Annotated in this window: 21 protein-coding genes; 5 read left to right on the plus strand and 16 right to left on the minus strand. The window is 66.7% G+C overall.

Features of this window, described 5'->3' with window-relative positions:
- Window positions 1–358: 358 nt before the first annotated feature.
- The 6 genes from HV681_RS25550 to HV681_RS25575 all read right to left on the minus strand — a co-directional run bounded on the left by HV681_RS25550 (window position 359) and on the right by HV681_RS25575 (window position 4616).
- A complete protein-coding gene (locus HV681_RS25550) occupies window positions 359–1099 on the minus strand; it encodes a lysophospholipid acyltransferase family protein (protein WP_175125917.1) in 741 nt (246 codons plus the stop codon).
- Window positions 1096–2385 (minus strand): dihydroorotase, encoded by a 1290-nt coding sequence (locus HV681_RS25555; RefSeq protein WP_175125918.1) that lies wholly within the window; start codon window positions 2383–2385, stop codon window positions 1096–1098. Before HV681_RS25555 ends, HV681_RS25550 begins: the two co-directional genes overlap by 4 nt.
- Window positions 2382–3302, minus strand: a complete 921-nt coding sequence (locus tag HV681_RS25560; RefSeq protein WP_175125919.1) for an aspartate carbamoyltransferase — start codon at window positions 3300–3302, stop codon at window positions 2382–2384. Before HV681_RS25560 ends, HV681_RS25555 begins: the two co-directional genes overlap by 4 nt.
- Before the next feature lie 21 nt (window positions 3303–3323).
- The gene (gene ruvX, locus HV681_RS25565; protein WP_175125920.1) at window positions 3324–3725 is read right to left on the minus strand and encodes a Holliday junction resolvase RuvX; all 402 of its coding nucleotides are present in this window, start codon (window positions 3723–3725) and stop codon (window positions 3324–3326) included.
- Window positions 3718–4305, minus strand: a complete 588-nt coding sequence (locus HV681_RS25570; protein ID WP_175125921.1) for a YqgE/AlgH family protein — start codon at window positions 4303–4305, stop codon at window positions 3718–3720. Before HV681_RS25570 ends, ruvX begins: the two co-directional genes overlap by 8 nt.
- A 146-nt stretch (window positions 4306–4451) precedes the next feature.
- A complete protein-coding gene (locus HV681_RS25575) occupies window positions 4452–4616 on the minus strand; it encodes a rubredoxin (protein WP_003814980.1) in 165 nt (54 codons plus the stop codon).
- Between the two features lie 139 nt (window positions 4617–4755).
- On the opposite strand from HV681_RS25575, the gene HV681_RS25580 reads away from it, so the two are divergent.
- Genes HV681_RS25580 through hemL form a run of 3 tightly spaced genes read left to right on the plus strand, consistent with a single transcriptional unit; the run spans window position 4756 to window position 7525 of the window.
- Window positions 4756–5580 (plus strand): hydroxymethylpyrimidine/phosphomethylpyrimidine kinase, encoded by an 825-nt coding sequence (locus tag HV681_RS25580; RefSeq protein ID WP_349677776.1) that lies wholly within the window; start codon window positions 4756–4758, stop codon window positions 5578–5580.
- Entirely contained in the window at window positions 5577–6242 is a 666-nt protein-coding gene (thiE, locus tag HV681_RS25585; protein WP_175125923.1) for a thiamine phosphate synthase, read from the plus strand. The genes HV681_RS25580 and thiE overlap by 4 nt, the downstream gene beginning before the upstream one ends.
- 5 nt (window positions 6243–6247) lie before the next feature.
- The gene (gene hemL / locus HV681_RS25590) at window positions 6248–7525 is read left to right on the plus strand and encodes a glutamate-1-semialdehyde 2,1-aminomutase (RefSeq protein WP_175125924.1); all 1278 of its coding nucleotides are present in this window, start codon (window positions 6248–6250) and stop codon (window positions 7523–7525) included.
- A 35-nt stretch (window positions 7526–7560) separates the two neighbouring features.
- Here the strand turns inward: hemL and HV681_RS25595 are convergent, their stop codons facing one another.
- On the minus strand, window positions 7561–8304 hold the full coding sequence (locus HV681_RS25595) for a lytic transglycosylase domain-containing protein (protein ID WP_175125925.1): 744 nt from the start codon (window positions 8302–8304) through the stop codon (window positions 7561–7563).
- 271 nt (window positions 8305–8575) lie between these two features.
- Here HV681_RS25595 and HV681_RS25600 point away from each other — a divergent pair, with 271 nt between their 5' ends.
- Window positions 8576–10366: a flagellar assembly protein A gene (locus tag HV681_RS25600; RefSeq protein WP_175125926.1), complete on the plus strand. Its 1791-nt coding sequence runs from the start codon at window positions 8576–8578 to the stop codon at window positions 10364–10366.
- Between the two features lie 157 nt (window positions 10367–10523).
- Here HV681_RS25600 and HV681_RS25605 read toward each other — a convergent pair whose 3' ends face one another.
- The 6 genes from HV681_RS25605 to HV681_RS25630 are packed head-to-tail and all read right to left on the minus strand — an operon-like array spanning window position 10524 to window position 16313.
- Entirely contained in the window at window positions 10524–11342 is an 819-nt protein-coding gene (locus HV681_RS25605) for an SDR family oxidoreductase (RefSeq protein ID WP_175125927.1), read from the minus strand.
- 12 nt (window positions 11343–11354) lie between these two features.
- Complete coding sequence (locus HV681_RS25610; RefSeq protein ID WP_175125928.1) at window positions 11355–11963, minus strand: cysteine hydrolase family protein; 609 nt, start codon at window positions 11961–11963, stop codon at window positions 11355–11357.
- Window positions 11963–12496, minus strand: coding sequence for an aromatic-ring-hydroxylating dioxygenase subunit beta (locus tag HV681_RS25615; RefSeq protein ID WP_105237233.1), 534 nt, complete (start codon window positions 12494–12496; stop codon window positions 11963–11965). Before HV681_RS25615 ends, HV681_RS25610 begins: the two co-directional genes overlap by 1 nt.
- A complete protein-coding gene (locus HV681_RS25620; protein ID WP_175125929.1) occupies window positions 12487–13836 on the minus strand; it encodes an aromatic ring-hydroxylating dioxygenase subunit alpha in 1350 nt (449 codons plus the stop codon). Before HV681_RS25620 ends, HV681_RS25615 begins: the two co-directional genes overlap by 10 nt.
- 9 nt (window positions 13837–13845) lie before the next feature.
- A complete protein-coding gene (locus HV681_RS25625; protein WP_175125930.1) occupies window positions 13846–15090 on the minus strand; it encodes a dienelactone hydrolase family protein in 1245 nt (414 codons plus the stop codon).
- Window positions 15091–15122: 32 nt separating this feature from the next.
- Entirely contained in the window at window positions 15123–16313 is a 1191-nt protein-coding gene (locus HV681_RS25630; protein WP_175125931.1) for an ABC transporter substrate-binding protein, read from the minus strand.
- A gap of 289 nt (window positions 16314–16602) precedes the next feature.
- On the opposite strand from HV681_RS25630, the gene HV681_RS25635 reads away from it, so the two are divergent.
- Window positions 16603–17589: an AraC family transcriptional regulator gene (locus HV681_RS25635; RefSeq protein ID WP_175125932.1), complete on the plus strand. Its 987-nt coding sequence runs from the start codon at window positions 16603–16605 to the stop codon at window positions 17587–17589.
- Between the two features lie 719 nt (window positions 17590–18308).
- Here HV681_RS25635 and HV681_RS25640 read toward each other — a convergent pair.
- The 3 genes from HV681_RS25640 to HV681_RS25650 are packed head-to-tail and all read right to left on the minus strand — an operon-like array spanning window position 18309 to window position 20872.
- A complete protein-coding gene (locus HV681_RS25640; RefSeq protein ID WP_175125933.1) occupies window positions 18309–18716 on the minus strand; it encodes a RidA family protein in 408 nt (135 codons plus the stop codon).
- A gap of 49 nt (window positions 18717–18765) precedes the next feature.
- Window positions 18766–19206 carry an acyl-CoA thioesterase gene (locus HV681_RS25645; protein ID WP_175125934.1) on the minus strand — a complete coding sequence of 147 codons (441 nt, stop codon included), beginning with the start codon at window positions 19204–19206 and terminating at the stop codon, window positions 18766–18768.
- 25 nt (window positions 19207–19231) lie between these two features.
- The gene (locus tag HV681_RS25650; RefSeq protein WP_175125935.1) at window positions 19232–20872 is read right to left on the minus strand and encodes an AMP-binding protein; all 1641 of its coding nucleotides are present in this window, start codon (window positions 20870–20872) and stop codon (window positions 19232–19234) included.
- Window positions 20873–20927: the final 55 nt, after the last annotated feature.

Raw genomic sequence — 20927 nt, forward strand, 5'->3', positions numbered from 1 at the left:
CCTGACAAAGCGCGCAGAGACCATGGGCTACAGCTTGGTACCGTTGGCCACCCCAGAAAAAGCCAATGAAATATCAACAGCTTAGGAGGAGTTTCTTGAGAGGGAAGGCCGTAGGCCTGGACGAAGATGACGACGGGGCAGTCCGGAGCGAAGGCTCCGGACCGCAATCGTGGCCCCGCGCGCCCCGGGACGCCACCGTGCCGGACGCCTCAAGAACGATACTCGCCACCGCACCGGACGTCTCAAAACCCGAAGCACGTCACCGTGCTGGACACGTCAAGAACGAACACCGCATCACCAGCAAGCAACGTACAAAGACCTACGGTGCTAGGTCAAAGCCAGCCAGAAATTACGCAAATCAAAGCACCCGAGCAATCGCATCCCGAGCCTGATGCGACAGCTCCAGCCGCGTCGGCAGACTCCCATCCGGATGACGCGCAGCCAGCGGCGGCAGAAACACCACTTCGACGGATAAACCCGTCACGCCCAGCACCCGCCAAAGGTTACCCACCAAAGACTCCTCGCCCACAAACGCCGCATATCCGCTGCGCTTGCCGTGCTGCATGAACCGCAACGCCACGGGTTGGATTTCAACCGCCGCCGCGCGGGCGGGTTCGAAGAGGCTGGCGTGGAAAGGGAGGAGCTCGAAGCCTTCGGTCGTCGTGCCTTCCGGAAACAGGCCGACCGCGTCGCCCTGTTTGAAGCGCGCCTGCATCGACTCGCCCATCGCGTGCACCGCGTGGCGCTGGCCGCGTTCAATGAACAGCGTGCCTGCGCCGGCGACCAGCCAGCCGATCACCGGCCAGGCGCGGATCTCGCTCTTGGCCACGAAAGACGTCGCGCGGGCCGAGTTCAGGACGAAGATGTCGACCCAGGACACGTGGTTGGCCACCAGCAGCACCGGTCCTTCGAGGCGTGGTTCGCCCTTGAGGATGACCTTGATGCCACAGGCTGCCATCAGCCAGCGCGACCACCGGCGGTTCAGCCGGGCGCGGGCTGCGGGGCGCATCAGGGGGTAGGCCAGGCCCACGCTCAGCAGGCCGAAAATGATCAGGGGCAGGACAAGGCTCAGCCGTAGGACAAAGCGCAGCAGCTTCAAACTGGAGTCTCCCAGGCCGGTTGGCCACCGACCACGGTGGCTCGTACTCGACCGGGCAGCATCATACCTGCGAAAGGTGTCTGGGCGCTGCGGCTTTGCAGCGCTGCCGGCATCACCATCCATTCGGTGTCCAGGTCCGCCAGACACAGGTCTGCCGGCGCGTCCACGCCCAGGTGGCCGCATGGACCCACGTGCGGCGCGACGGCGGACAGCACGGCGGCCGGGCCCGACGTCACGCGTGCCAACGCGTCGCCGACTGAACGGCGGCTGTCGCGCGCCCACTTCAGGGCCAGCGACAGCAGCAGTTCAAGACCGGTTGCGCCCGGTGTGGCGGCCGCGAACGGGGCGGCCTTGCCTCGTGCGTCCACCGGCGTGTGATCTGAGCACAGCGCGTCGATCACGCCCTCCGCCAGCGCCGACTGAAGCGCGTCGCGGTCACGCTGGCCGCGCACCGGCGGCGACAGGCGATGATTCGTGTCGAAGAAGCCGATGTCCACGTCCGTCAGCAGCAGGTTGTTCGTGGACACATCCGCCGTGACCGGCAGCCCTTCCCGGCGGGCCGCGCGCAACAGTTCCACGCCGGCCGCTGTCGACAGGCGCGACAGGTGCACGCGCGCGCCGGTCGCGCGCTGCAATTCGAAGATCGTCTGCAGCGCCACCGTCTCTGCCTGCGCCGGCATGCCTTCCAGGCCCAGGCGTTCCGCGTACGCGCCGCTGGCGGCCGAGGCGCCCCGTGCAAGCCAGGGGTCTTGCGCACGCAGCCATAGCGTCTGGCCCAGACCGCTTGCGTAACGCATCGCGCCCCAAAGCACCCGCGTGTCCGCCACGAGCGACTCGCCCTGTGCGAACGCGATGCAGCCTGCCCGCGCCAACAGCGCCATTTCGGTCAGTGTTTCGCCGGCCAGGCCCACGGTCATCGCGCCCAGCGGGTGGATTGCGCACTGCCCCGCCTGCGTGTGGCGCAGCAGCGCCTCGAGCTTGGTCGGTTCGTCCGGCGGATTTTCGGCATCGGGCGGCAGCACCAGGCGCGTCACGCCACCGGCCAAGGCCGCGCGCAGTTCGCCGGGCGCAAATCCCGCGTTGCCCGGCTGCGTCACGCGCGCCGACAGATCGATCAGGCCCGGCAACACGGCCAGGCCCGTTGCATCAATACGCCGATCCGCCTGGAAGGCGTCGGGCGCCGCGCCCACCGCGACGATGCGGCCCGCGGCAATGTAGAGATCATGCTGACCATCCACGCCGTTTGCGGGATCGATCAGCCGGCCGTTGGCTATGTGCAGTCTCATGGCGCCGCTCCGGCCAGCACGCGCAGCACCGCCGTGCGCAGGGGTTGTTCAAGCGCCGCGACGCGTGCCTCGGCGGGTTCGAGGGCGGCGGCGATGTCGCCATCCACTTCCACGCCCGGCACCAGCCCGCCCGCGGGCAGCAGCAGCACATCCGGCTTGGCAAACGCCAGCGCCGCGAGCGTGATGCCGTGGGTGCAGGCATATTCGCGCGCCGACGGAAGCTGCGCGCCGCTGATTTCTTCGACATTCAGCGGCAGCGCGATCACCACGTCCGCATCGCTCAGGCTTTCCTGCAGCGTTGCGCACGCGCGCACGCCCAGTTGGGCCAGGCCGTCAGGCAGCAGCGTGCGCGGCGCGGCGACGCGCACTTCGGGCACGCCCAGAGTGGTGAGCAGATGGATGACGGAACGTGCCACACTCGAATGGCGGATGTCGCCCACCAGCGTCACGACGAGGCTGGTGAGGTCAGGTTTGATCTCGATGATGGCCTGTACCAGCGCCAACGCGGGGACGGGATCGGCATGCCGGCCGTCGCCCGCATTGAGCACGTGCAGGCCGGGCGCGGCATGGGCCGCGGCGCAATGGGCCGCGCCGCTCTGGCCGTGGCGCAGGATCAGCACACCCGGCGCCAGCGCAGCGGCCGTTTCCGCAAGCGCCTCAATGGCTTGCGCTTCCAGCGGCACCGGCAGCATCGCCAGGCTGGCCGCGGCAGCGGCGTAGGCGTCGCGGGCCGCGGTGTCCGTGTCGGGCAGACACAGAAATACCGGCATTTCCGGCGCGATGGACGGCGGCGAATCGTCGGACGCCGACGGCGCGCGCGCCATCTCGAGCAGCCGCTCGACGTGCCGGCGCGGCAGTCCTTCGGTAGTCAGCAGATGCGTGAGTTCGCCGCGGCGGTCGAGTTGCGGATTGAGCATGGGCAAGACAGGCCGCGGCCGTCAGACCGCGGGCAAGGCATCCAGATAGCGTTGCAGGATAACCGCCGCCGCCATCGCGTCGTCCGCGGCATGTGTGCCGAGCAGGCGTTGCGCCTCCATGCTGGAGCCGCGTTCGTCCACCAGTTCCACGGCGATGCCGAAACGGCCATTCAGTTGGTTGGCAAAGCGGCGGCAGCGTGCCGTGGCGGGTTGTTCGCCGCCTTCGGCGTCCAGCGCCAGACCGACGACGACGCGGTGCGGCTGCCATTCCTGCAGCAGTGCCGCGATGCGGCCGAAGCGCGCGTCGCGGACTTCACTGAAGATGATTTCGAGCGGACGCGCCTGCCGCGTCAGCGTATTGCCGATGGCAATGCCGATCTTCTTTTCGCCGAAATCGAAGGCAAGCAGGGTTTCTTCAGGCATGGCCAGCGTCGCCCGCCAGCATGACCGGGTCGATGCCCAGCAGCTTGAGCGCGGCGGGGTAGCGTTCCTCGGGCGGCACGTCGAAGATGATGTGCGCGTCCGCGCTCACGCTCAGCCAGGCGTTCTGGCCCATTTCGCTTTCGAGCTGGCCTGCGCCCCAGCCGGCGTAGCCCAGCGTGACCAGCATGCGTGCCGGCCCGTTGCCATCGGCCACCGCCTGCAGCACATCGCGCGAGGTGGTCAGCGCCATGTCGCCCAGCTTGATGCTGGAACTGTAGTCGCCGGCGGGCGCGTGCAGCACAAAGCCGCGATCCGTCTGGACCGGTCCGCCAAAGAAGACGAACGTGTCCTTGACGGGTCCGATCTCGAGCGTCAGGTCGATGCGTTCGAACAGCGTGCCCAGCGTGAGATCGGTGGGACGGTTGATGACCAGTCCCAGCGCGCCGCGGTCAGTGTGCTCGCACACGTAGATGACGGAACCCGCCAGGCTTCCTTCGACCATGCCCGGCATGGCGATCAGGAACTGGTTGGCGAAGTTGGCCGCCTCGGTGCTGGCGTTTTCGTGGTGTTTTTCCGTCATGGCAACCCCTTCATGGGTAGTCTGAGAAAACCGTTGGGAGTGATTGCGCAGACGCAAACGTCATGCCTGGCGGCAGTCCGGCGGTTACGAAGAATGGGGTATGCCCCATCTTACGAGCCCTGGCGGAAGTTGTCGGCGTGACGGTTTCAGATTTCCATCAGTTCGAAGTCCTCTTTGCGGGCGCCGCATTCGGGACAGACCCAGTTTGGCGGCACGTCTTCCCAGCGGGTGCCGGGTGCAATGCCTTCGTCGGGCAGGCCGGCCTCTTCGTCATAGACCCAGCCGCAAATCAGACACATCCAAGTACGCATAGTTCTCTCTTACATCAAAACCCCACCGGCGTCCCCGCGGTGGGGCAAAGGTGAGGGGCTTCCATTAGAATGGGGACAATCTTACCGAAACCCAATAGGGGTTCCCCTGATTCATGCCAAATGAGCCGGGGCGCCCTCAATCAAGCACTGTCACGTGGCCCCCGTTACTCCCCCTCTCGTTTTGGTCTTCGGCCCGCTCGATCCCTCGGGATCAGACGGTTTGCCCGCGGATGCCGTCACCTGCGCCCGTCTCGGCTGTCATGGCCTGGCGGCCGTGACCGCGCTGACCGTGCAGGACACCGCCGGCATCGAAGAAATCCACCCCGTTTCCCCCGATCTGCTGGACGACCAGGCGCGTTGCCTGCTCGAAGACATGTCGGTTCAGGCCATCAAGGTGGGCGGACTATACACCGCGGAAACGGCAAGCGTGGCGGCGCAGGTTGCCGCCGACTACAGCCAGGTCCCGCTGGTGCTGCACCTGGGTCAGCGCGCGCAGGTGCCCGCCAATGCCGCCGACGAGGACGAAGCCGACGACCTGCTGGCCGCGACCCTCGAACTGGTGCTGCCGCAGACCGACCTGCTGGTCATTGAACACCTGCGCCTCGCCCAGTGGCACGCCGACGGCGACATCGATATCGGGGACGCACCTACTCCCATGCACGCCCTCGTGGCGGCCGGCGCGGCGTGGGTCCTGGTGCTGGGCAGCCCCCAGCGCCCCGGCCACTTCGCCAACGTACTGCTCGGACCCGGCGGCCAGACCCATACGTGGCCCTGGCAGGCGCCCCCCGACCGCAACGGCGATGCCGGCGGCCTGGCCGCCACCGCGATCACCGCCATGCTGGCGCAGGGCCTGGAAATGCCGGAGGCCGTGCGCCAGGGTCTGGTCCACGCCGACGCCGCCGTGGCCGCCAGCTTCCTGCCGGGCATGGGCCGGCGCATTCCCAACCGGATCCTGCCCCAATGAAATCGCTGCGTTTTCCCACCGGCCTGTATGGCGTGACGCCTGAATGGGACGACACCGACCGCCTGCTGAAGGCTGTGCGTGACGCGGCTGCGGGCGGCATGCGGTCGCTGCAATTGCGCCGCAAGAACGTGCCCGACGCCGTACGCGCCGCGCAGGCCCGCGCCCTGGCGCCGCTGTGCCGCGAACTGGGTGTGGTGTTTCTCATCAATGACGACTGGCGCCTGGCGTTGGACGTCGGCGCAGACGGCGCGCACGTGGGGCGCGACGACGAAAGCCTGGCGCACATCCGCCGCGAAGCCGGCCCCGATCTGATCCTGGGCGGCTCCAGCTACGACGACCTGACGCGGGCACGTGAATTGCTCGACGCGGGCGCAGACTACATCGCGTTCGGCGCCATGTTCGCGTCCACCGTCAAACCCGACACGGTGCGCGCGCCGCTTTCCGTCCTGACCGAAGCCCGCCGCCTTGCCGACGAGCGCGACGCGCCCCGGCCCGCCGTGGTCGCCATCGGGGGCATCACGCCCGCCAATGCGCCGCTCGTGGCCCAGGCCGGCGCCGACGCCATCGCCGTCATCACGGCGCTGTTCGAGGCGCCCAGCGTCCGGGCCGCCGCCGCGGCCTGCTCCGCGCCCTATTCCGCCAACTCCAACCGTAAGCCTTGATCGCCATGTCCAGTAACGCTCAGCTCTTCGACCGCGCCTGCCGCAGCATCCCCGGCGGCGTCAATTCGCCCGTGCGCGCTTTCCGCTCCGTGGGCGGCACGCCGCGCTTCATCAAGCGCGCGCAAGGTCCGTATGTGTGGGACGCGGAAGACAAGCAGTACATCGACTACGTGGGTTCGTGGGGCCCGGCCATTCTGGGCCACTCGCACCCGGAAGTGGTGCGCGCGGTGCGGGAAGCGGCCGTCAACGGCCTGTCGTTCGGCGCGCCGACTGAAGCGGAAATCGAGCTGGCCGAAGTGCTGATCTCGCGCCTGCCGTCGCTGGAACAGGTGCGACTGGTCAGCTCGGGCACCGAAGCCACCATGACGGCGATCCGTCTGGCACGTGGCGCCACCGGCCGCGCCAAGATCGTGAAGTTCGAAGGCTGCTATCACGGCCATTCGGACAGCCTGCTGGTCAAGGCCGGCTCGGGACTGTTGACCTTCGGCAATCCCAGCTCGGCCGGCGTGCCGCCTGAGTTCGTCTCGCACACGCTGACCCTGGAATACAACAACCTGGATGCCGTGCGCGAAGCCTTTGCGCAGCACGGCGCCGACATCGCCTGCATCATCGTGGAGCCGGTCGCCGGCAACATGAACCTCATCAAGCCCGCGCCCGGCTTCCTGGAAGGCCTGCGCGAGGTCTGCACGCAACACGGCGCGCTGCTGATCTTCGACGAAGTCATGACGGGCTTTCGCGTGGGACCGCAAGGCGTGCAGGGCCTGACGGGCGTCAAGCCCGACATCACCACGCTGGCCAAGGTGATCGGCGGCGGCATGCCGGTGGGCGCCTTCGGCGGCAGCGCCGAAGTCATGAAGCACATCGCCCCGCTGGGCGGCGTCTACCAGGCCGGCACGCTGTCCGGCAATCCGGTGGCCGTGGCAGCGGGTCTGGCCACGCTGCGACTGATCGGCGCGCCGGGCTTCTACGAGAATCTGTCGGCGCAGACCGCCAAGCTGGCGCAAGGCTTGCAGCAACGCGCGCGCAAGGCCGGCCTGCCCTTCTCGGCGGACTCGGTGGGCGGCATGTTCGGCATCTACTTCAGCGACAGCATCCCGGCCTCGTTCGCGCAGGTCTCGGCCTGCGACACGGCGGCATTCAACCGCTTCTTCCATGCCATGCTGGACAACGGCGTGCACTTCGCGCCGTCCGCGTTCGAAGCGGGCTTCGTGTCGGCCACGCACGACGACACCGTCATCCAGGCCACGCTGGATATCGCGGACAAGGTGTTCGCAGGGCTTTAAGCGGTTGTCCGGAGCGGGCTTCGCGCCCGCTTGCGTCACGGCGCCTTGTACTGCTCGTACAGCGCCGTCACATTCTTCACATAGGCCTGGGTTTCCGCATACGGCGGCACTGCGTCGTACTTGCGCACCGCGCCCTCGCCCGCGTTGTACGCGGCCAGCGCAAGATCCAGGCGGCCCGGATACCGGTCGATCAGCCGGCGCAGGTGGCGCGATCCGGCCTGCACATTGGTCGCCGGATCCACCAGCGCACGTTCCACGTCATCCACCGATAGCAACGGCGCCGCCGTGGCCGGCATCAATTGCATCAGGCCCAACGCACCCTTGGGCGAGCGGGCATCGCTGCGAAAGCCCGATTCGATGGCGATGACGGCCGTCAGCAACGCCTGGTCGACTCCCGAATCCAATGCAGCGCGGGCGATCAGATTGTCGTGCTTGGTCGTGGGTTTGACGGTGCTCCAGCGCAACGCCGGTTCGGCGGGCGCGCGTGTGACGCGGCGGGCGCCATCACCGGCTTCCGGCTCACAGGTCAGGCACAATTTCTCGGCGCCGCCGCGCAGCGCGGTTCTTGCTTGCGCGCGCTTGTAGTATTTACCGGTGCCGGTTGGCACCTTCATCGTGCGCCAGACGCCGAACGGATCCTTGTAGCGGTAGGTGTCGGCGGCCTGCACGGGCGGGGCGGCCGCCAGCGCCAGAGCACCCGTCGCCAGCGCCGCCATCCCGCCGGCGCGCGCCAGGATGGCGCGCGTGGCCGAAAGAATGGAGGAAGGTGGTTGGAACATGGGACGGGGCTCCGGCGGCGTCCTGAGACGCGTTGGCGAGCCCTTATGCTGCTTGCGCCATCCCGGTCCTGTCTTTCCTGCCGATGATCTAGATCGCGATGGCGCGCACGTTTCCCAGGGAAAATCGGGGACGCGACTAGGCCATGCGGCCGATAAATTTTGACTGTTACCGCCGGTAAAGATCGTCCCGGCAAAGAATATGACGTAATATTTCGTTCAATTACCAAATGATTGAACCGGCCGCTCGTGCCGGAATCGGAGAGAGGGTGAAATGGGCGCAGAAAACTTGCTCCAGTTGATACTGGATGCCGACACCAACGTCCTGACGGCGGTGTATACGCCGCCACCTCGTCCCGAATCCGCCGTCGCCGACGGCGCACCCGGCACAGCGAAAGCGGAAGGCGGCGACCCTGCCGATGCACCGGCTGGTTCACCGCCCGCCTCCCGGGCCGATGCCCAGACCGCCGACGAGGATGCCGACGTTGCGGTTGCCGACGAAGCCGACGCCCTGCCGGTCAACACCGACCTTCCGACGTGGGACGTGCTGGTCGCTGCCGCGGCCGCGCAAGGCTGGGGCCCCGATGCGCTCGACAATCACGCCATCGTCGCCTTCATCGACCTGTGCCGCACGGCCACCGAGCCCGTCCAGAGCCCCGTCGGCAAGGTCGTGGACGGCAGCTTCGACATCGAGCTGAACGCCACCCTCATGGCGGCAACGCTGACGCTGCACCCGCCCAAGGGCGGCAAGCCCATCACGCTGGAAGCGGTGCGCCAGGCCCTGGCGGATCAGGGCATCGTGCATGGCGTGCTGGACGGCGCGCTGGCCGAGGCCGTGGCGTTGGGACGCGCAGAAACCATCCTGGCCGCGCAGGGCACGCCGCCCACGCGCGGCACGCCCACCCGCTTTGAAAGCCTGCTCGACCGCCTGAAGCCTCGCGCCGAGGACATCGACGAATTGGCGCAGGTGGATTACCGCGATCTCGGCAGCCTGCTGCTTGTGTCGCCCGGCACGCCGCTCATGCGCCGCTTTCCGCCGCTGCCCGGCGTGGACGGCACCAACGTGCTGGGCGAGCCCGTGCTGCCCGACGAGTTGCCGGACACCCCGTTTTCCAAGGAACTGTCCGGCGTCGAGATCGATCCGGTAGATCCGCTGCTGCTGCGCGCGGCCATTTCCGGCACGCCGACGCTCATCACCCACGGCGTGCAGGTCAACCCCATGGTGGAGGTGGACGCCGTCAACCTGTCCACCGGCAACATCAACTTCGAAGGCTCCCTGCAGGTGCGCGGCGACATCGCCGCCACCATGGAAGTGCGCGTGACCGGTGACGTGGTCGTCAACGGCACCATCGAAGCCGCGCTGGTCGAGGCCGGCGGCAGCGTCACCGTCAAGGGCGGCATCATCGGCATGGCCGAAACCGTGCACGACGCCTCGGGAACGCCGCGCACCGCGCACATCGTCTGCGGCGGCACGCTGCGGGCCAAGTTCATCGAGAACGCCGTCATCAGCGCGGGCCAGGACATCGACGTCGAACGTGAAATCCGCCAGTGCAGCATCGCCGCCGGCGGCAGCGTGAACGTCGGCCCGCCCAACACGCAGCAAAGCGCCATCACGGGCGGCGAGACCCGCGCGCTGCTGGCGGTGCGCGCCGGCACCATCGGCTCGCCCGCAGGCATTCCGACGCTGGTGCAGGCAGGCCTGGACCCGCACGCAGACATCAAACGCTCGGCGCTCACGCGCAAGCGCCTGAAGATGAACGAGGAAAAGGCCAAGCTGGAACAACTGCTGATGTTCCTGCAGGCGAACCCGCAACGGGCCACGGGCGACGTGGTCGAACGCGCGCGCAACACGCACACCAAGCTCATCGGCGACCTGGCCGGGCTGGAAACCGAGGAAGCGCAACTGGCCCGCGACCTGCTGCCCCAGCAGAACGCCACCATCGCCGCCACGCGGCGGTTCTGTAGCGGCACCAAGATTCAGCTGGGCAACAAGATGCAGGAGTTCCTGGAAGACCAGGTGGGCGGCAAGGCTGGCCTGGAAGAAGGCGAGATCGTGATTCGCTGATGGGCGCGCGAAGGCGTTGGCAGCCGCGCAGCCCTCGTGCGGAACGGACATAGCACCCAATCGGGGGGCTGCCCCCCCTGCGGCTTACCCCTCCGACCGGCTTAGGACTAAGTCGGGTGTCTGACACCCTCTCAGGCGGCCCTCTCAGGCGCCCCTCTCAGGCGCCGTCGTCCGGCATCAATTCCTTGAACCACACGCGCGGCGAGATGCCGCGGTCCGGGCCCAGGATCGAGAAGCCGCCGTCCACGGGAATGTCGACGCCCGTCATCCACGATGCCGCGTCGGAGCACGCAAAGCACACAGCAGCCGCGATCTCCTCGCCGGAACCCACGCGGCCAAGCGGATGAAAATGCGCGCCCACCGCATCGGCTGCCTGGCGCGATCCGCCCGACAGCTGTTCCACCGACGGCGACCAGGTCCACGCCGGCGACACGGCCAGCACACGCACACCGGCCGGCGCCAATTCCACCGCGAAATTCTTCGTGATCTGCAGCAGCGCCGCCTTGGACGCCGGATACAGCGCGCGTCCGGCCGCGCCGAACTTGCCGCCCGTGCTGCCCAGATTCACGACCACGCCGCCGCGGGGCAGATGCGCAGCCGCCAGCTGCGTGAAGATCGCCGCCGACACGAGGTTCGTGTCCAGCGTCCGATGCCATTCCTCCCGCGACGATGCCAGCCCGCGGTCCGCATACTGGCAGGCGTTGTTGACCAGGAAATCCAGCCGGCCAAAGCGCGCCAGCGCGGCGTCGATGCAGGCCTGGATCTGGGCGTCCTCCCCGATATCGGTTTCGCAGAACAGCGCGCGTTCGCCCAACGCCTTGGCCAGCGCCTCGCCTGCCTTGGCGTTGCGGCCGACCAGCACGACGTTGGCGCCCGCCGCCGCCAGGCCGCGCGCGATATCCGCGCCCAGGCCTTGCGTACTGCCGGTGACGATGGCGGTCTTGCCCGCCAGGCCGGGAAAGCCTGAGAAATCCATGTGTCTTCCTTGTCAGTTTGGCGCGGCGGCCCAGCGTACCGCGTCGTGCACCGAGCCCGTCTGCGCGATCAGCCGCATGCTGGCCAGCGACGCCTCGTGCACCGCCGGATCGGCCGACGCGCAGGCATCTTCGGCCACCATCACCGAGAAGCCGATATCCGCGGCATGGCGCACCGTGCCCTCGACCACCGAATGCGTCGCCACGCCCGCCACCACCAGCCGCCGCGCGCCCAGCAGCCGCAGGGTTTCCTCCAGCGGCGTGCCGTAGAACGCGCTGATGCGCGTGTGCTTGACGACGAACTCGCGCGCGCTGCCCGCCAGCGGATGCAGGCCATCGTAGAACGCGCTGCCCCACTGCCCTTCCGGCACCGCGCCGATCGTGGCCACGTTGCGGAAGATCTCGCAATTGGGCAGCAGGTCCGCGTAGTCCGGACGAAACGCGATGCGCACGTGCACGATGGGCAGCGCGTGCGACCGCGCGCCCGCTAGCAATGCCGCGGCGTTGTCCAGCAGGCGCTGGCGCGCCCCGCTGTCGGCATCCAGCCCGACGCGGATCTTGCCATCCGGATGCAGCACATCGTTCTGATAGTGCAGCGCCAGCACCGCCACGTCCGCGCTCATCACACAAACACCTCGAACGCATCGTGCGCATCGTCGCAGTTCACGAGGTCCACGCGCTTCATGCGGATGCGCCAGCCATCGCCCTCGGCGGCCAGCTTGTGCGTATAACGGCCTGCAAGCTGGCGCGGCTGCCGCTTGCGCCATTCGGTCATCTGAAAGACCGAGTGCACCACCAGGTTGCCGGCTGCATCCACACCCTCGACCTGCACGCCGCCCACCAGCCGCACGCTGCGCGTCGGCGGTTGCTGCGACCAGTTGCGCGGATGCTCCAGGCGCCGGATGCGCACGTCGCGCAGCATGCGGTCTTCCCAGAAGATCGAGATGAAGTCGTACGGACTTTCCTGACCATGCTTGCGCGGCATCCAGTACATGCCGTCCTCGGTCCACAGCGCCTGCCACTCGTCATAGCGCCGCTCGTCCAGCAACCGCGCCTCGCGGTACAGGAACTGCGCGATGCGATGGTAGGCGTCGGCGGGCACGTCGGCCGGCGCAAGATTCGCGGTGCCGACGTCGAAATCCAGATCTAGCAGCATGCGCCGTCTCCCTTGGCCGTGGCGTCTGCGCCGGTCCCGGCGCCCGCCTCCATGTAAGCCTTCCACGCGCGGAACTGATTGCGCATGGGCAATTCGCTGGTGCCGTTCACGGACACCATGCCGTCGGGCTCGACGCGGTCCGTGCCGTGATACCGGTGCATGCTGACCCAGTCGCCGCCCCGCGTCGCGTTGCCTTCCTGGCAGCGGTTGTAGAGCTCGATGTCGTCCGGCATCACGTTGGACGACGGCGAATTGATGACGTTGGCGTACAGCATCGCGCGCTTGAACACGCCCTCCGGCGCGCCCTTGCAGCGAAACGTCTGGATCTCGATCAAGGTGCGATCCACCGCCACCGGACGGATCACGCGGAACTGCTGGAACACCGTGTGGGGCGAACCGCTGCCGTAGATCACCGTGTTGTGGCGGTTCATCCCCAGGATCTCGCGAGCGCGTTGCTCGCCATAAGCGCCGGTCAGCGACTCGAAGTGCGCGCGCGACACCGGATCGCGTTCGGCGGCGCCCGGATTGAAGATGCCTTCCATGTAACCGTGGCCGTTGTCGTAGGCGCGCAGCTCCAGCTTCTCCCAGAATTCGTAGGGCTCGCCGTTGCCATCCATGATGTGCAGCTCGAGCGGCATCTCGCCCATTTCCTTGGCCTCGTCGCGCGCCGCGGCATACGACGATTCATGCGTAACGCGCGCGTGCATCGTGTCATGCAGGTTCTCGTAGAACACCTTCCAGTTCGACCGCTGCATCACGCGGAAGATGCCGCCCGCGACTTCCACCTCGCCCACCGGCGAACGGTCGCACAGGTTGTCGATGGACGAGCGCACGCCGCCCAGAAAATCCACAAGCGGCTGCCCTTCAGCGGATTGGCTCGCGAACACGAAGCCGCGGTAGCTCTCGACGCGCGGCAATCGCCGCATCGAAAACGACGGATCCGTGGGATCGTACGACGTGCCTTCCAGCCCTTGCTTGAGCGGCACGCCCAGATGGCTGCCGTCCAGCTTGAACGTCCACGCGTGGTACGGGCAACGGAAAAACTTGCCCGCACAGCCTTCGCCGTCGGCCACCACCTTCGCGCCCTTGTGCGGGCAGCGGTTGTACAGCACGTGCACGCGCCCATCGGCCGCGCGCACCATCAGCACGTCCTGATCGCCCAGGCGCGTCGTGTGATAGTCGCCCGTCTTGGGCACCTGGCTTTCGTGGCCCACGTAGATCCACGCGCGGCCGTAGATGCGCTGCATCTCGATGTCGAAGATCGCCGGATCGGTGTACAGGGCCCGGTGCACGCTGTCGCCGCGCACCAGCCCCGCCAGTTGTTCGTCGGTATATGGCATGTCGTCTCCCTACTTGTTCGCGCTGTCCTTCCAGCGCGCCATCAGCGTGTTGGAAGGCAGGGTTTCGTCCAGCAGCTTGGCCGCCGTCTCGCGGCCCGCAGTGGGCAGGCCGGCCGGATTCAGCAGGCCCACCTGAACCAGCACGCTCGCCTGATCCCAATAGATGTGCTCGTGATAAAGCTTGTCGCCGCGGAACTTCACGATGGCCACCAGCGGGATCTCCACATACTTGCCCGTCGGCGCTACGCCCGGCAGCATCCAGTCGATCTCGGTCGTGTGGGTAAAGCAGAACAGCAGTTCGTCCACGATCTGCGTCGCGCCCACCGTGCGCGACAGCGGCACCAGCCGCGTGTCCGGCGGGTTGCTGTTCACGAAATGATGCTGATAGAAGCGCGACAGCTCCTTGTGCCCCACACCGCCCGTCATCGTCGGAATGTGGTTGACGTAAGGCTCGGCCACCATCGTCGCCATCGTCGCCGCCACGTCGCGCGTGCCGAATTCATATTCGCAGTGCTTGTCCCACAGATACGAATAATCGAACTCCGGCCCGATCGTGCGCTGCAGCGCCGCCATGCTGCGCTGGTGCGCCATCAACGCCGACGGCTTGTCGTAGTGATCGCCGCCCGTGCGTGCAAACGCATGGTCCACGCCGGGATACACGTACAGCTCCACGCCCGGCTTGCCGCCCAGCGCTTCCAGGATGCGCTTGCGCGCCTCGGGCGGACAGAACCCGTCCTGCTCGGCAATGTGCAGCACCAGGCGGCCACGCAGGTTGCCGGCTTCCTCAAGGCTGTCCTCGATGCCCACGCCGTAATACCCCACCGCCACATCCGCGTCCGTGCGGCACGCCGCCAGATAAGCCAGCTTGCCGCCCAGGCAATAGCCCAGCACGCCAGCGCCGCCTTCCTGTTCGGGCAGCTCGCGCAGCACCGCCAGCGTCGACGCAATGTCCTTGATGCCCAGATCCACGTCAAAGCCCTTGTACAGCTCGAACGCGCGCGGCATGTCCGCCGGCCCGTCCGTCAGCTGGATGCCCGGCTGCTGACGCCAGAACAGATCCGGCACCAGCACCACATAGCCTTCCTCGGCCAGCAGTTGCGCGCTGCGCCGCATGAAATCGTTGACGCCGAAAATCTCCTGGCACAACACCAGGCCCGGGCCGCGGCCCGAGGCTGGCACCGCCAGATAGGCGCCGAAGGACTTGCCATCGTGCGAGGCGATCGTCACCTCGCGCGTCGTAATGCGTTCAGTCATGCGTATCTCCTGTTTTGCAAAGCCGCGGCGGCCTACTTCATCTGGCATGCGGCGGCGAAGGGATCCTGGTATTGCGTCAGCACCGTGCCCGACAGCTTGTTCGACAGCTTGCCGCTGGCGTCCGCCTCGACCACGCGCAGGTAATAGTTCTGCACCGGGTACTGATTGCGGTTGAACTTGAAATCGCCACGCACCGACTTGAAGTCCGCACGCCGCAACGCCGGACGCAGCGCCTCGGCATCCAGCTTGCCGCCCGTCTGGCGCACCGCGCTGTCCAGCAGCATCGCCGCGTCATACCCCTGCGACGCATACAGCGACGGGCTGCGGTTGTAGGTCTTCTTGAAATCCTCGACGAACTTGCGGTTGGCCGGGTTGTCGAGTTCGGCCGCCCATTGCGCCGTATTGCGCAGGCCCTTGATCGGCGCGCCCACTGCCGCGATCGTGTCTTCATCCCCGGAAAATCCCGGCGCCAGCAGCGCGATGTCCTTGGACAGCCCCGCGCCGTTGAACTGCTTGATGAAATTCACGCCCATCCCGCCCGGCAAAAAGAAAAACACCGCGTCCGGCTTGCTCGCGCGCAGCTGCGTAATCTCCACGCCATAGTCCAGCTGGCCGAGCTGCGTGTAGATCTCCTCGGCCACGCCGCCCTTGTACAGACGCTTGAAGCCGTTCAGCGACTCGCGCCCGCCCGGGTAATCCGGCGCGATCAACGCCACGCGCTTGTACCCCTGATCGGCCGCGTACTTGCCCATCGCCGCCGGAATGTCCTCGTTCTGCCAGGCCACCGCAAAGAAATTCGGATTACAGCCCGCGCCCGCATAGTTTTCCGGGCCAGTATTGGTGCTGAGATAAATCGTGTCCGACTGCAGAATCGCCGGCATCACCGGCAGCAGCACATTCGAAAACACGATGCCCGTCATCACGTTCACGCGGTCACGCTTAAGAAGACGTTCCACCGCCTGACGCCCGGTATCCGCCTTCTGCTGGTCATCGGCCACCACCACTTCCGCCGCCAACCCGCCCAGCTTGCCGCCCGTATGCTGCAGCGCCAGATTGAAGCCGTCCCGGATCTCGTTGCCCAGCGCCGCGCCCGGCCCCGACAACGTCGTCAGCAGCCCCACCTTCACCTTGTCGGCCGCTGACGCCACACCCGGCGCGCCCACCGCAGCGCCCATGCAAACCAATGCCGCCAGCGCGCGCCGGCTCCATCCATTTCGATTCATGTGCCACCCCGTATTCGCCGCCAGCCACGCTGGCGGAAAGCTGACAGAACCCGTCTGCCGTCGGTACACGCATGCCGCCGATCCAAGTCGCCCAGCTTACGCGCCGCGGCGCCTCCATTCCAACAGGCCCGCCCACCGTGCACGCGCCTCCCGGCAAGATTAGGCCCGCGCCCCCCCCCGCTCTATCCGAATTCCGCCAGGCTTATCCGGGATTCACTTAATTCCCAATGACGCGCGATTCCATTACGCTGCCCCCAGATACGGGATCGGTCCCGTCCCGGAGGCTTCCATGCACGGCTGGTCCCGACTAGAGCTGGCGCCCTTGCTGAAACGGCGCGTCTTCAGCTCCACGCAACAGGATGAGACCCGCGCCCGCGTGTCCGAAGCCCTCAAGGACCACCGCCTCACCTGGAAAGGCGGCCGTGTCGACGCCGAACTGAACCGCGGCCGCTTCGGCTCCCTCACCGTCTGTACGTTGCGCTACGGCGCCGAAGTCCACATCGAACCCGACCGCCTCCAGGACTTCATGCTGGTGCAGGTCCCCCTACGCGGCCGCGCCCGCATCGAATGCGGCGACGAAGGCGTCAACGCCGACCCCGACTGCGCCGCCGTCATCGCCCCCAACCGCCGCCTTCGGCTGCACTGGGAAGCCGGCTGCGAACAACTGCTGCTAAAGATCCCAAGAGGCAAACTGGAAGCCATGGGCCAACGCGCCTTCGGCGAAGCCGCCACCCGCCCCCTGGACTTCAGCCCCGCCCTGCGCCTGGACACCCCCATCGGCGCCGCCTGGCGCAGCATGATGGGCAGCCTGATCCACTTGCTGCCCACCTTGGACGACGGCGCCCGCCGCCCGCCCGCGGCGTGGCTGGAGCATCTGGAAGACACGCTGGTTTTGCACCTGCTCTACAACCAGCCCAATACTTGGCAAAACCACGCGGGCCAGCCCAACACGGTCCCGCGCCGCTTGAGCGTCGCCGAGGCCTTCATGCGAGAACGCCTGGGGGCTCCTCTGACGCTGAACACCATCGCGCGCCACGCTGGTGCCAGTGCCACCGCGCTGACCCGGCTTTTTCAGGAACACCGGAATACGACGCCGATGAATGCGCTACGCGCATTCAGGCTGGATGCGGCGAGGAGCCGGCTGAAGACGCAGCCGGATGCGAGCGTCACGGAGGTGGCGCTGAGCGTGGGGTTTGGGCATCTGGGGAGGTTCTCGGAGTATTACCGGGAACGGTTCGGGGAACTGCCGAAAGAGACGCGACGCGCGGGCAACTGATCCCGGATTGCGGTGTATGACACCCGAATCTGTCCTACGTGCCTGCGATAGGCGTCCGACACCGGCATCAGCCCTCGCGCCGCAAGCGCGCAGCGCAGGCCCGTGACGCGAGACGCTGCGTAAGCCCCACCAGGCCGCCCGCGCGGCCGACGTGGGGCGGGCCCCGCAAGACGCTTCATGCCCGTGCAACCGCAGCCAAGAACCTCAAGAACTCAATCCCCCCCGCCGTCCGACGAGCTGAAACCGCCCCAGCCCGGCGTGGCGGCGGTCTGGGGCGCGCGGGGCGTGTAGATGCGCCCGAGGGAATCGGAAGGCAGTCGCCGCAGGCGACAACGACGATGACGACGGGGCAGTCCGGAGCGAAGGCTCCGGACCGCAATCGTAGCCCCGCGCGCCCCAGACCGACGACGCGCCGGGCGTCTTAAGAACCGCGACCGGCGAATCATCGACGACGGCCAGACATCTAGCAAACGGACCTATGCACTGCGCAGGGTGTCAGACACCCGAATCAGTCCTACGCATCGCGCACGGTGTCAGACACCCGGCGAATACCGCCGCGCAATGACGACTTTCTCATGCGGGTGTCAGACACCTGACTTCAGCGGCATGCTCACAAGAAAATCCGCCCCACAAGCACCGAAGGCCCGCCGCCCTCGCCGCCCGGTGCCGGCCGGGAAGCAAAAGCGGCGAACCTTCGATACACCGTCAAACCATAAAAACTACTGCGCAGGCACAACCGCGGTGACCTCGATCTCCACCTTCGCGCGATCCTCCACCAGAGCGGCCACTTCCACCGCCGTCATCGCCGGAAAATGCCGACCGATCAACTCCCGGTAGTGTTTACCAATGCCCGGATAAGCAGCGACGTACTCCTTCCTGTCCGTCACATACCAAGTCATCCGCACGATATGCTCAGGCTTCGCCCCACCCTCGGCAAGAATCTGCACGATGTTCAGCAGCGCTTGACGCACCTGGTCCGCGAAGTCATCGGACTCGAACTGCTGCTGCCCGTTCCATCCCACCTGTCCGCCCACAAACACGATCTTGCTGCCCACCTGCATCTCGGTCAGCACACCATTCGAATAGCCCCGGGGCGCCATCCAATCCGGCGGTTGCAGAATCTTCATAACGTCTCATCCTATTGATCAAATAAACAAACCACAGGGTGGCGCCCGCTTATGCCGCGGTTGCCAGAAAATGCTGCATGCGTTCCCGCAGATCCGCAGGCAGCGGCATCGACTTCATCGTCCGCAGATCCACCGTCACAATCGTCAGCGTCGCCGACAACCGCAACTGCCCCTCCGGCCCTTCAAACCGCACCAGCGCCTTGAACGACGCCCCACCGATGCGCTGCACCGACAGCGTCTGGTGCAGCTTCTCGTGCCACCGGCTCGGTGCGCTGAAATCGCACGTCACCGACGCCATCGGCGTACCGATATGCCGCTCCACATGTAGCGCATGAAACGGCAACCCCATTCCCTTGTCGAACCACTCCTCGACGAAATCATTGATCATCTCGAAATAGCGCGGATAGAACACGATGCCCGCCGGATCGCAATGACGGAATCGGACTTCTACCTGGCTCACGAAAGGAGCCGTCGTGATGGGTGCTGCCATGATGTTTCCTTGATGCTTGCGATGCCTATGCCATCTTGCGCAGCGCAAACCGCTGCAACTTGCCCGTCTCGGTCCGCGGCAACGTATCCACGAACTCGATCGCGCGCGGATATTTGTAGGGCGCAATATTCGCCTTCACGAACGTCTGCATCGCCGTCACCAGCTCTGCGCTTGGCGCAAACCCCGGCTTCAGCACCACAAACGCCTTCACCACCTGACCGCGCTCGTCGTCCATCGCGCCCACCACCCCGCACTCCGCCACCGCCTCATGGCGCAGCAGCGCGTCCTCGACTTCCGGACCCGCGATGTTGTAGCCCGCCGACACGATCATGTCGTCGTTGCGCGCTTGGTAGAACAGATAGCCGTCGTCATCCTGCACGAACGTATCGCCCGGCAGATTCCAGCCGTCTTGCACGAACCGGCGCTGGCGCTCGTCCGCCAGATAGCGGCAGCCCGTCGGCCCCTTGATCGCCAACCGGCCCACCGTCCCGTTCGGCACCGGCTTCATCTCATCGTCAACGATCTGCGCCACATACCCCGGCACCACGCGGCCAATCGCACCGCGGCGCACCGACTCCGGCGGGCTCGACACGAACACGTGGATCATCTCCGTGCCGCCGATGCCGTCGATCATCTCGATCCCCGTTGCGTCCTTCCAGAGCTGACGCGTCGCATCCGGCAGCGCTTCGCCCGCCGACACGCTCTTCTTCAGCGACGACAGATCGAACTTGCCCACCAGCGCCGCCATCTGGCGGTAGAAGGTCGGGGCCGTGAACACGATCGTCGCGCGGAACTCCTGGATCAGTTCCAAGAGGCTTTCCGGCGACAGCTTCTCGGCCAGCACCGTGCTCGCGCCCACTCGCAGCGGGAAGCACAACAACCCGCCCAACCCGAACGTGAACGCCAGCGGCGGCGTGCCGCAGAAAATGTCGTCCGGCCCCGGCTTGATCACATGCTTCGGGAAAAGGTCGCACATCGCCAGCACATCGCGATGAAAGTGCATGCAGCCCTTCGGCGAGCCCGTCGTGCCGCTGGTGAACGCGATCAGGCACACATCGTCCGCCGCCGTATCGCACGCCTCGAACGTGTCAGGCTTGCCGGCCGCCAGCGCGTCCAGCGCATCCGGCGCCGAATCGTTGAAGTACATCACCTGCGCCAGACCCGGGCAGTGGTTCTCGTGATCCGGCTGCGCGCAGAACTGCGCCTCGTCCTTCAGGCGCACGTCGCACAGCACCGCCTGGATCTGCGCCTTCTCGATGATCTGCTTCAGTTCCTTCGAACGCAGCAGCGGCATCGTCGGCACCGTCACCAGGCCCGCCTTGATCGCCGCCAGCCACGAGGCCGCCATCATCGGATTGTTCGGGCCGCGCAGCAGCAGGCGGTTTCCGGGCACCAGCTTCATGTCCTCGGTCAGCACGCGCGCGATGCGGTTCGTCAGCGCGGCCAGTTCGCCGTAGGTCATCGTCGCCGGCTTGCCGTCCTGGCGCCAGCGCAGCGCCACGCGATCGCCGTGGCCTCGGCCGACCATCGCGTCAACCAATTCCACCGCGCAATTGAAACGCTTTGGATAGGCCACGTCGGGGCCGTCCAGCAGGAACTCAGGCCATTGTTCGCCCGGGGGCAGGTTGTCCCGGGCAAAGGTGTCGATGTGGGCGGATACTTCCATGAAAATTCCCCTTGGCTGTGCGATGCGGTTTACGTTGCAAAAAGCAGGCGCTCGA

The organism is Achromobacter animicus (genome assembly GCF_902859585.1).
Classification (GTDB): Bacteria; Pseudomonadota; Gammaproteobacteria; order Burkholderiales; family Burkholderiaceae_B; genus Achromobacter; species Achromobacter animicus.

Coding starts and splice junctions, on each gene's coding strand:
- HV681_RS25555 (WP_175125918.1), bottom strand. CDS start 2,385: ATGAGACTGCACATAGCCAACGGCCGGCTGATCGATCCCGCAAACGGC.
- HV681_RS25560 (WP_175125919.1), bottom strand. CDS start 3,302: ATGCTCAATCCGCAACTCGACCGCCGCGGCGAACTCACGCATCTGCTG.
- ruvX (WP_175125920.1), bottom strand. CDS start 3,725: ATGCCTGAAGAAACCCTGCTTGCCTTCGATTTCGGCGAAAAGAAGATC.
- HV681_RS25570 (WP_175125921.1), bottom strand. CDS start 4,305: ATGACGGAAAAACACCACGAAAACGCCAGCACCGAGGCGGCCAACTTC.
- HV681_RS25575 (WP_003814980.1), bottom strand. CDS start 4,616: ATGCGTACTTGGATGTGTCTGATTTGCGGCTGGGTCTATGACGAAGAG.
- thiE (WP_175125923.1), top strand. CDS start 5,577: ATGAAATCGCTGCGTTTTCCCACCGGCCTGTATGGCGTGACGCCTGAA.
- hemL (WP_175125924.1), top strand. CDS start 6,248: ATGTCCAGTAACGCTCAGCTCTTCGACCGCGCCTGCCGCAGCATCCCC.
- HV681_RS25595 (WP_175125925.1), bottom strand. CDS start 8,304: ATGTTCCAACCACCTTCCTCCATTCTTTCGGCCACGCGCGCCATCCTG.
- HV681_RS25600 (WP_175125926.1), top strand. CDS start 8,576: ATGGGCGCAGAAAACTTGCTCCAGTTGATACTGGATGCCGACACCAAC.
- HV681_RS25605 (WP_175125927.1), bottom strand. CDS start 11,342: ATGGATTTCTCAGGCTTTCCCGGCCTGGCGGGCAAGACCGCCATCGTC.
- HV681_RS25610 (WP_175125928.1), bottom strand. CDS start 11,963: ATGAGCGCGGACGTGGCGGTGCTGGCGCTGCACTATCAGAACGATGTG.
- HV681_RS25615 (WP_105237233.1), bottom strand. CDS start 12,496: ATGCTGCTAGATCTGGATTTCGACGTCGGCACCGCGAATCTTGCGCCG.
- HV681_RS25620 (WP_175125929.1), bottom strand. CDS start 13,836: ATGCCATATACCGACGAACAACTGGCGGGGCTGGTGCGCGGCGACAGC.
- HV681_RS25625 (WP_175125930.1), bottom strand. CDS start 15,090: ATGACTGAACGCATTACGACGCGCGAGGTGACGATCGCCTCGCACGAT.
- HV681_RS25630 (WP_175125931.1), bottom strand. CDS start 16,313: ATGAATCGAAATGGATGGAGCCGGCGCGCGCTGGCGGCATTGGTTTGC.
- HV681_RS25635 (WP_175125932.1), top strand. CDS start 16,603: ATGCACGGCTGGTCCCGACTAGAGCTGGCGCCCTTGCTGAAACGGCGC.
- HV681_RS25640 (WP_175125933.1), bottom strand. CDS start 18,716: ATGAAGATTCTGCAACCGCCGGATTGGATGGCGCCCCGGGGCTATTCG.
- HV681_RS25645 (WP_175125934.1), bottom strand. CDS start 19,206: ATGGCAGCACCCATCACGACGGCTCCTTTCGTGAGCCAGGTAGAAGTC.
- HV681_RS25650 (WP_175125935.1), bottom strand. CDS start 20,872: ATGGAAGTATCCGCCCACATCGACACCTTTGCCCGGGACAACCTGCCC.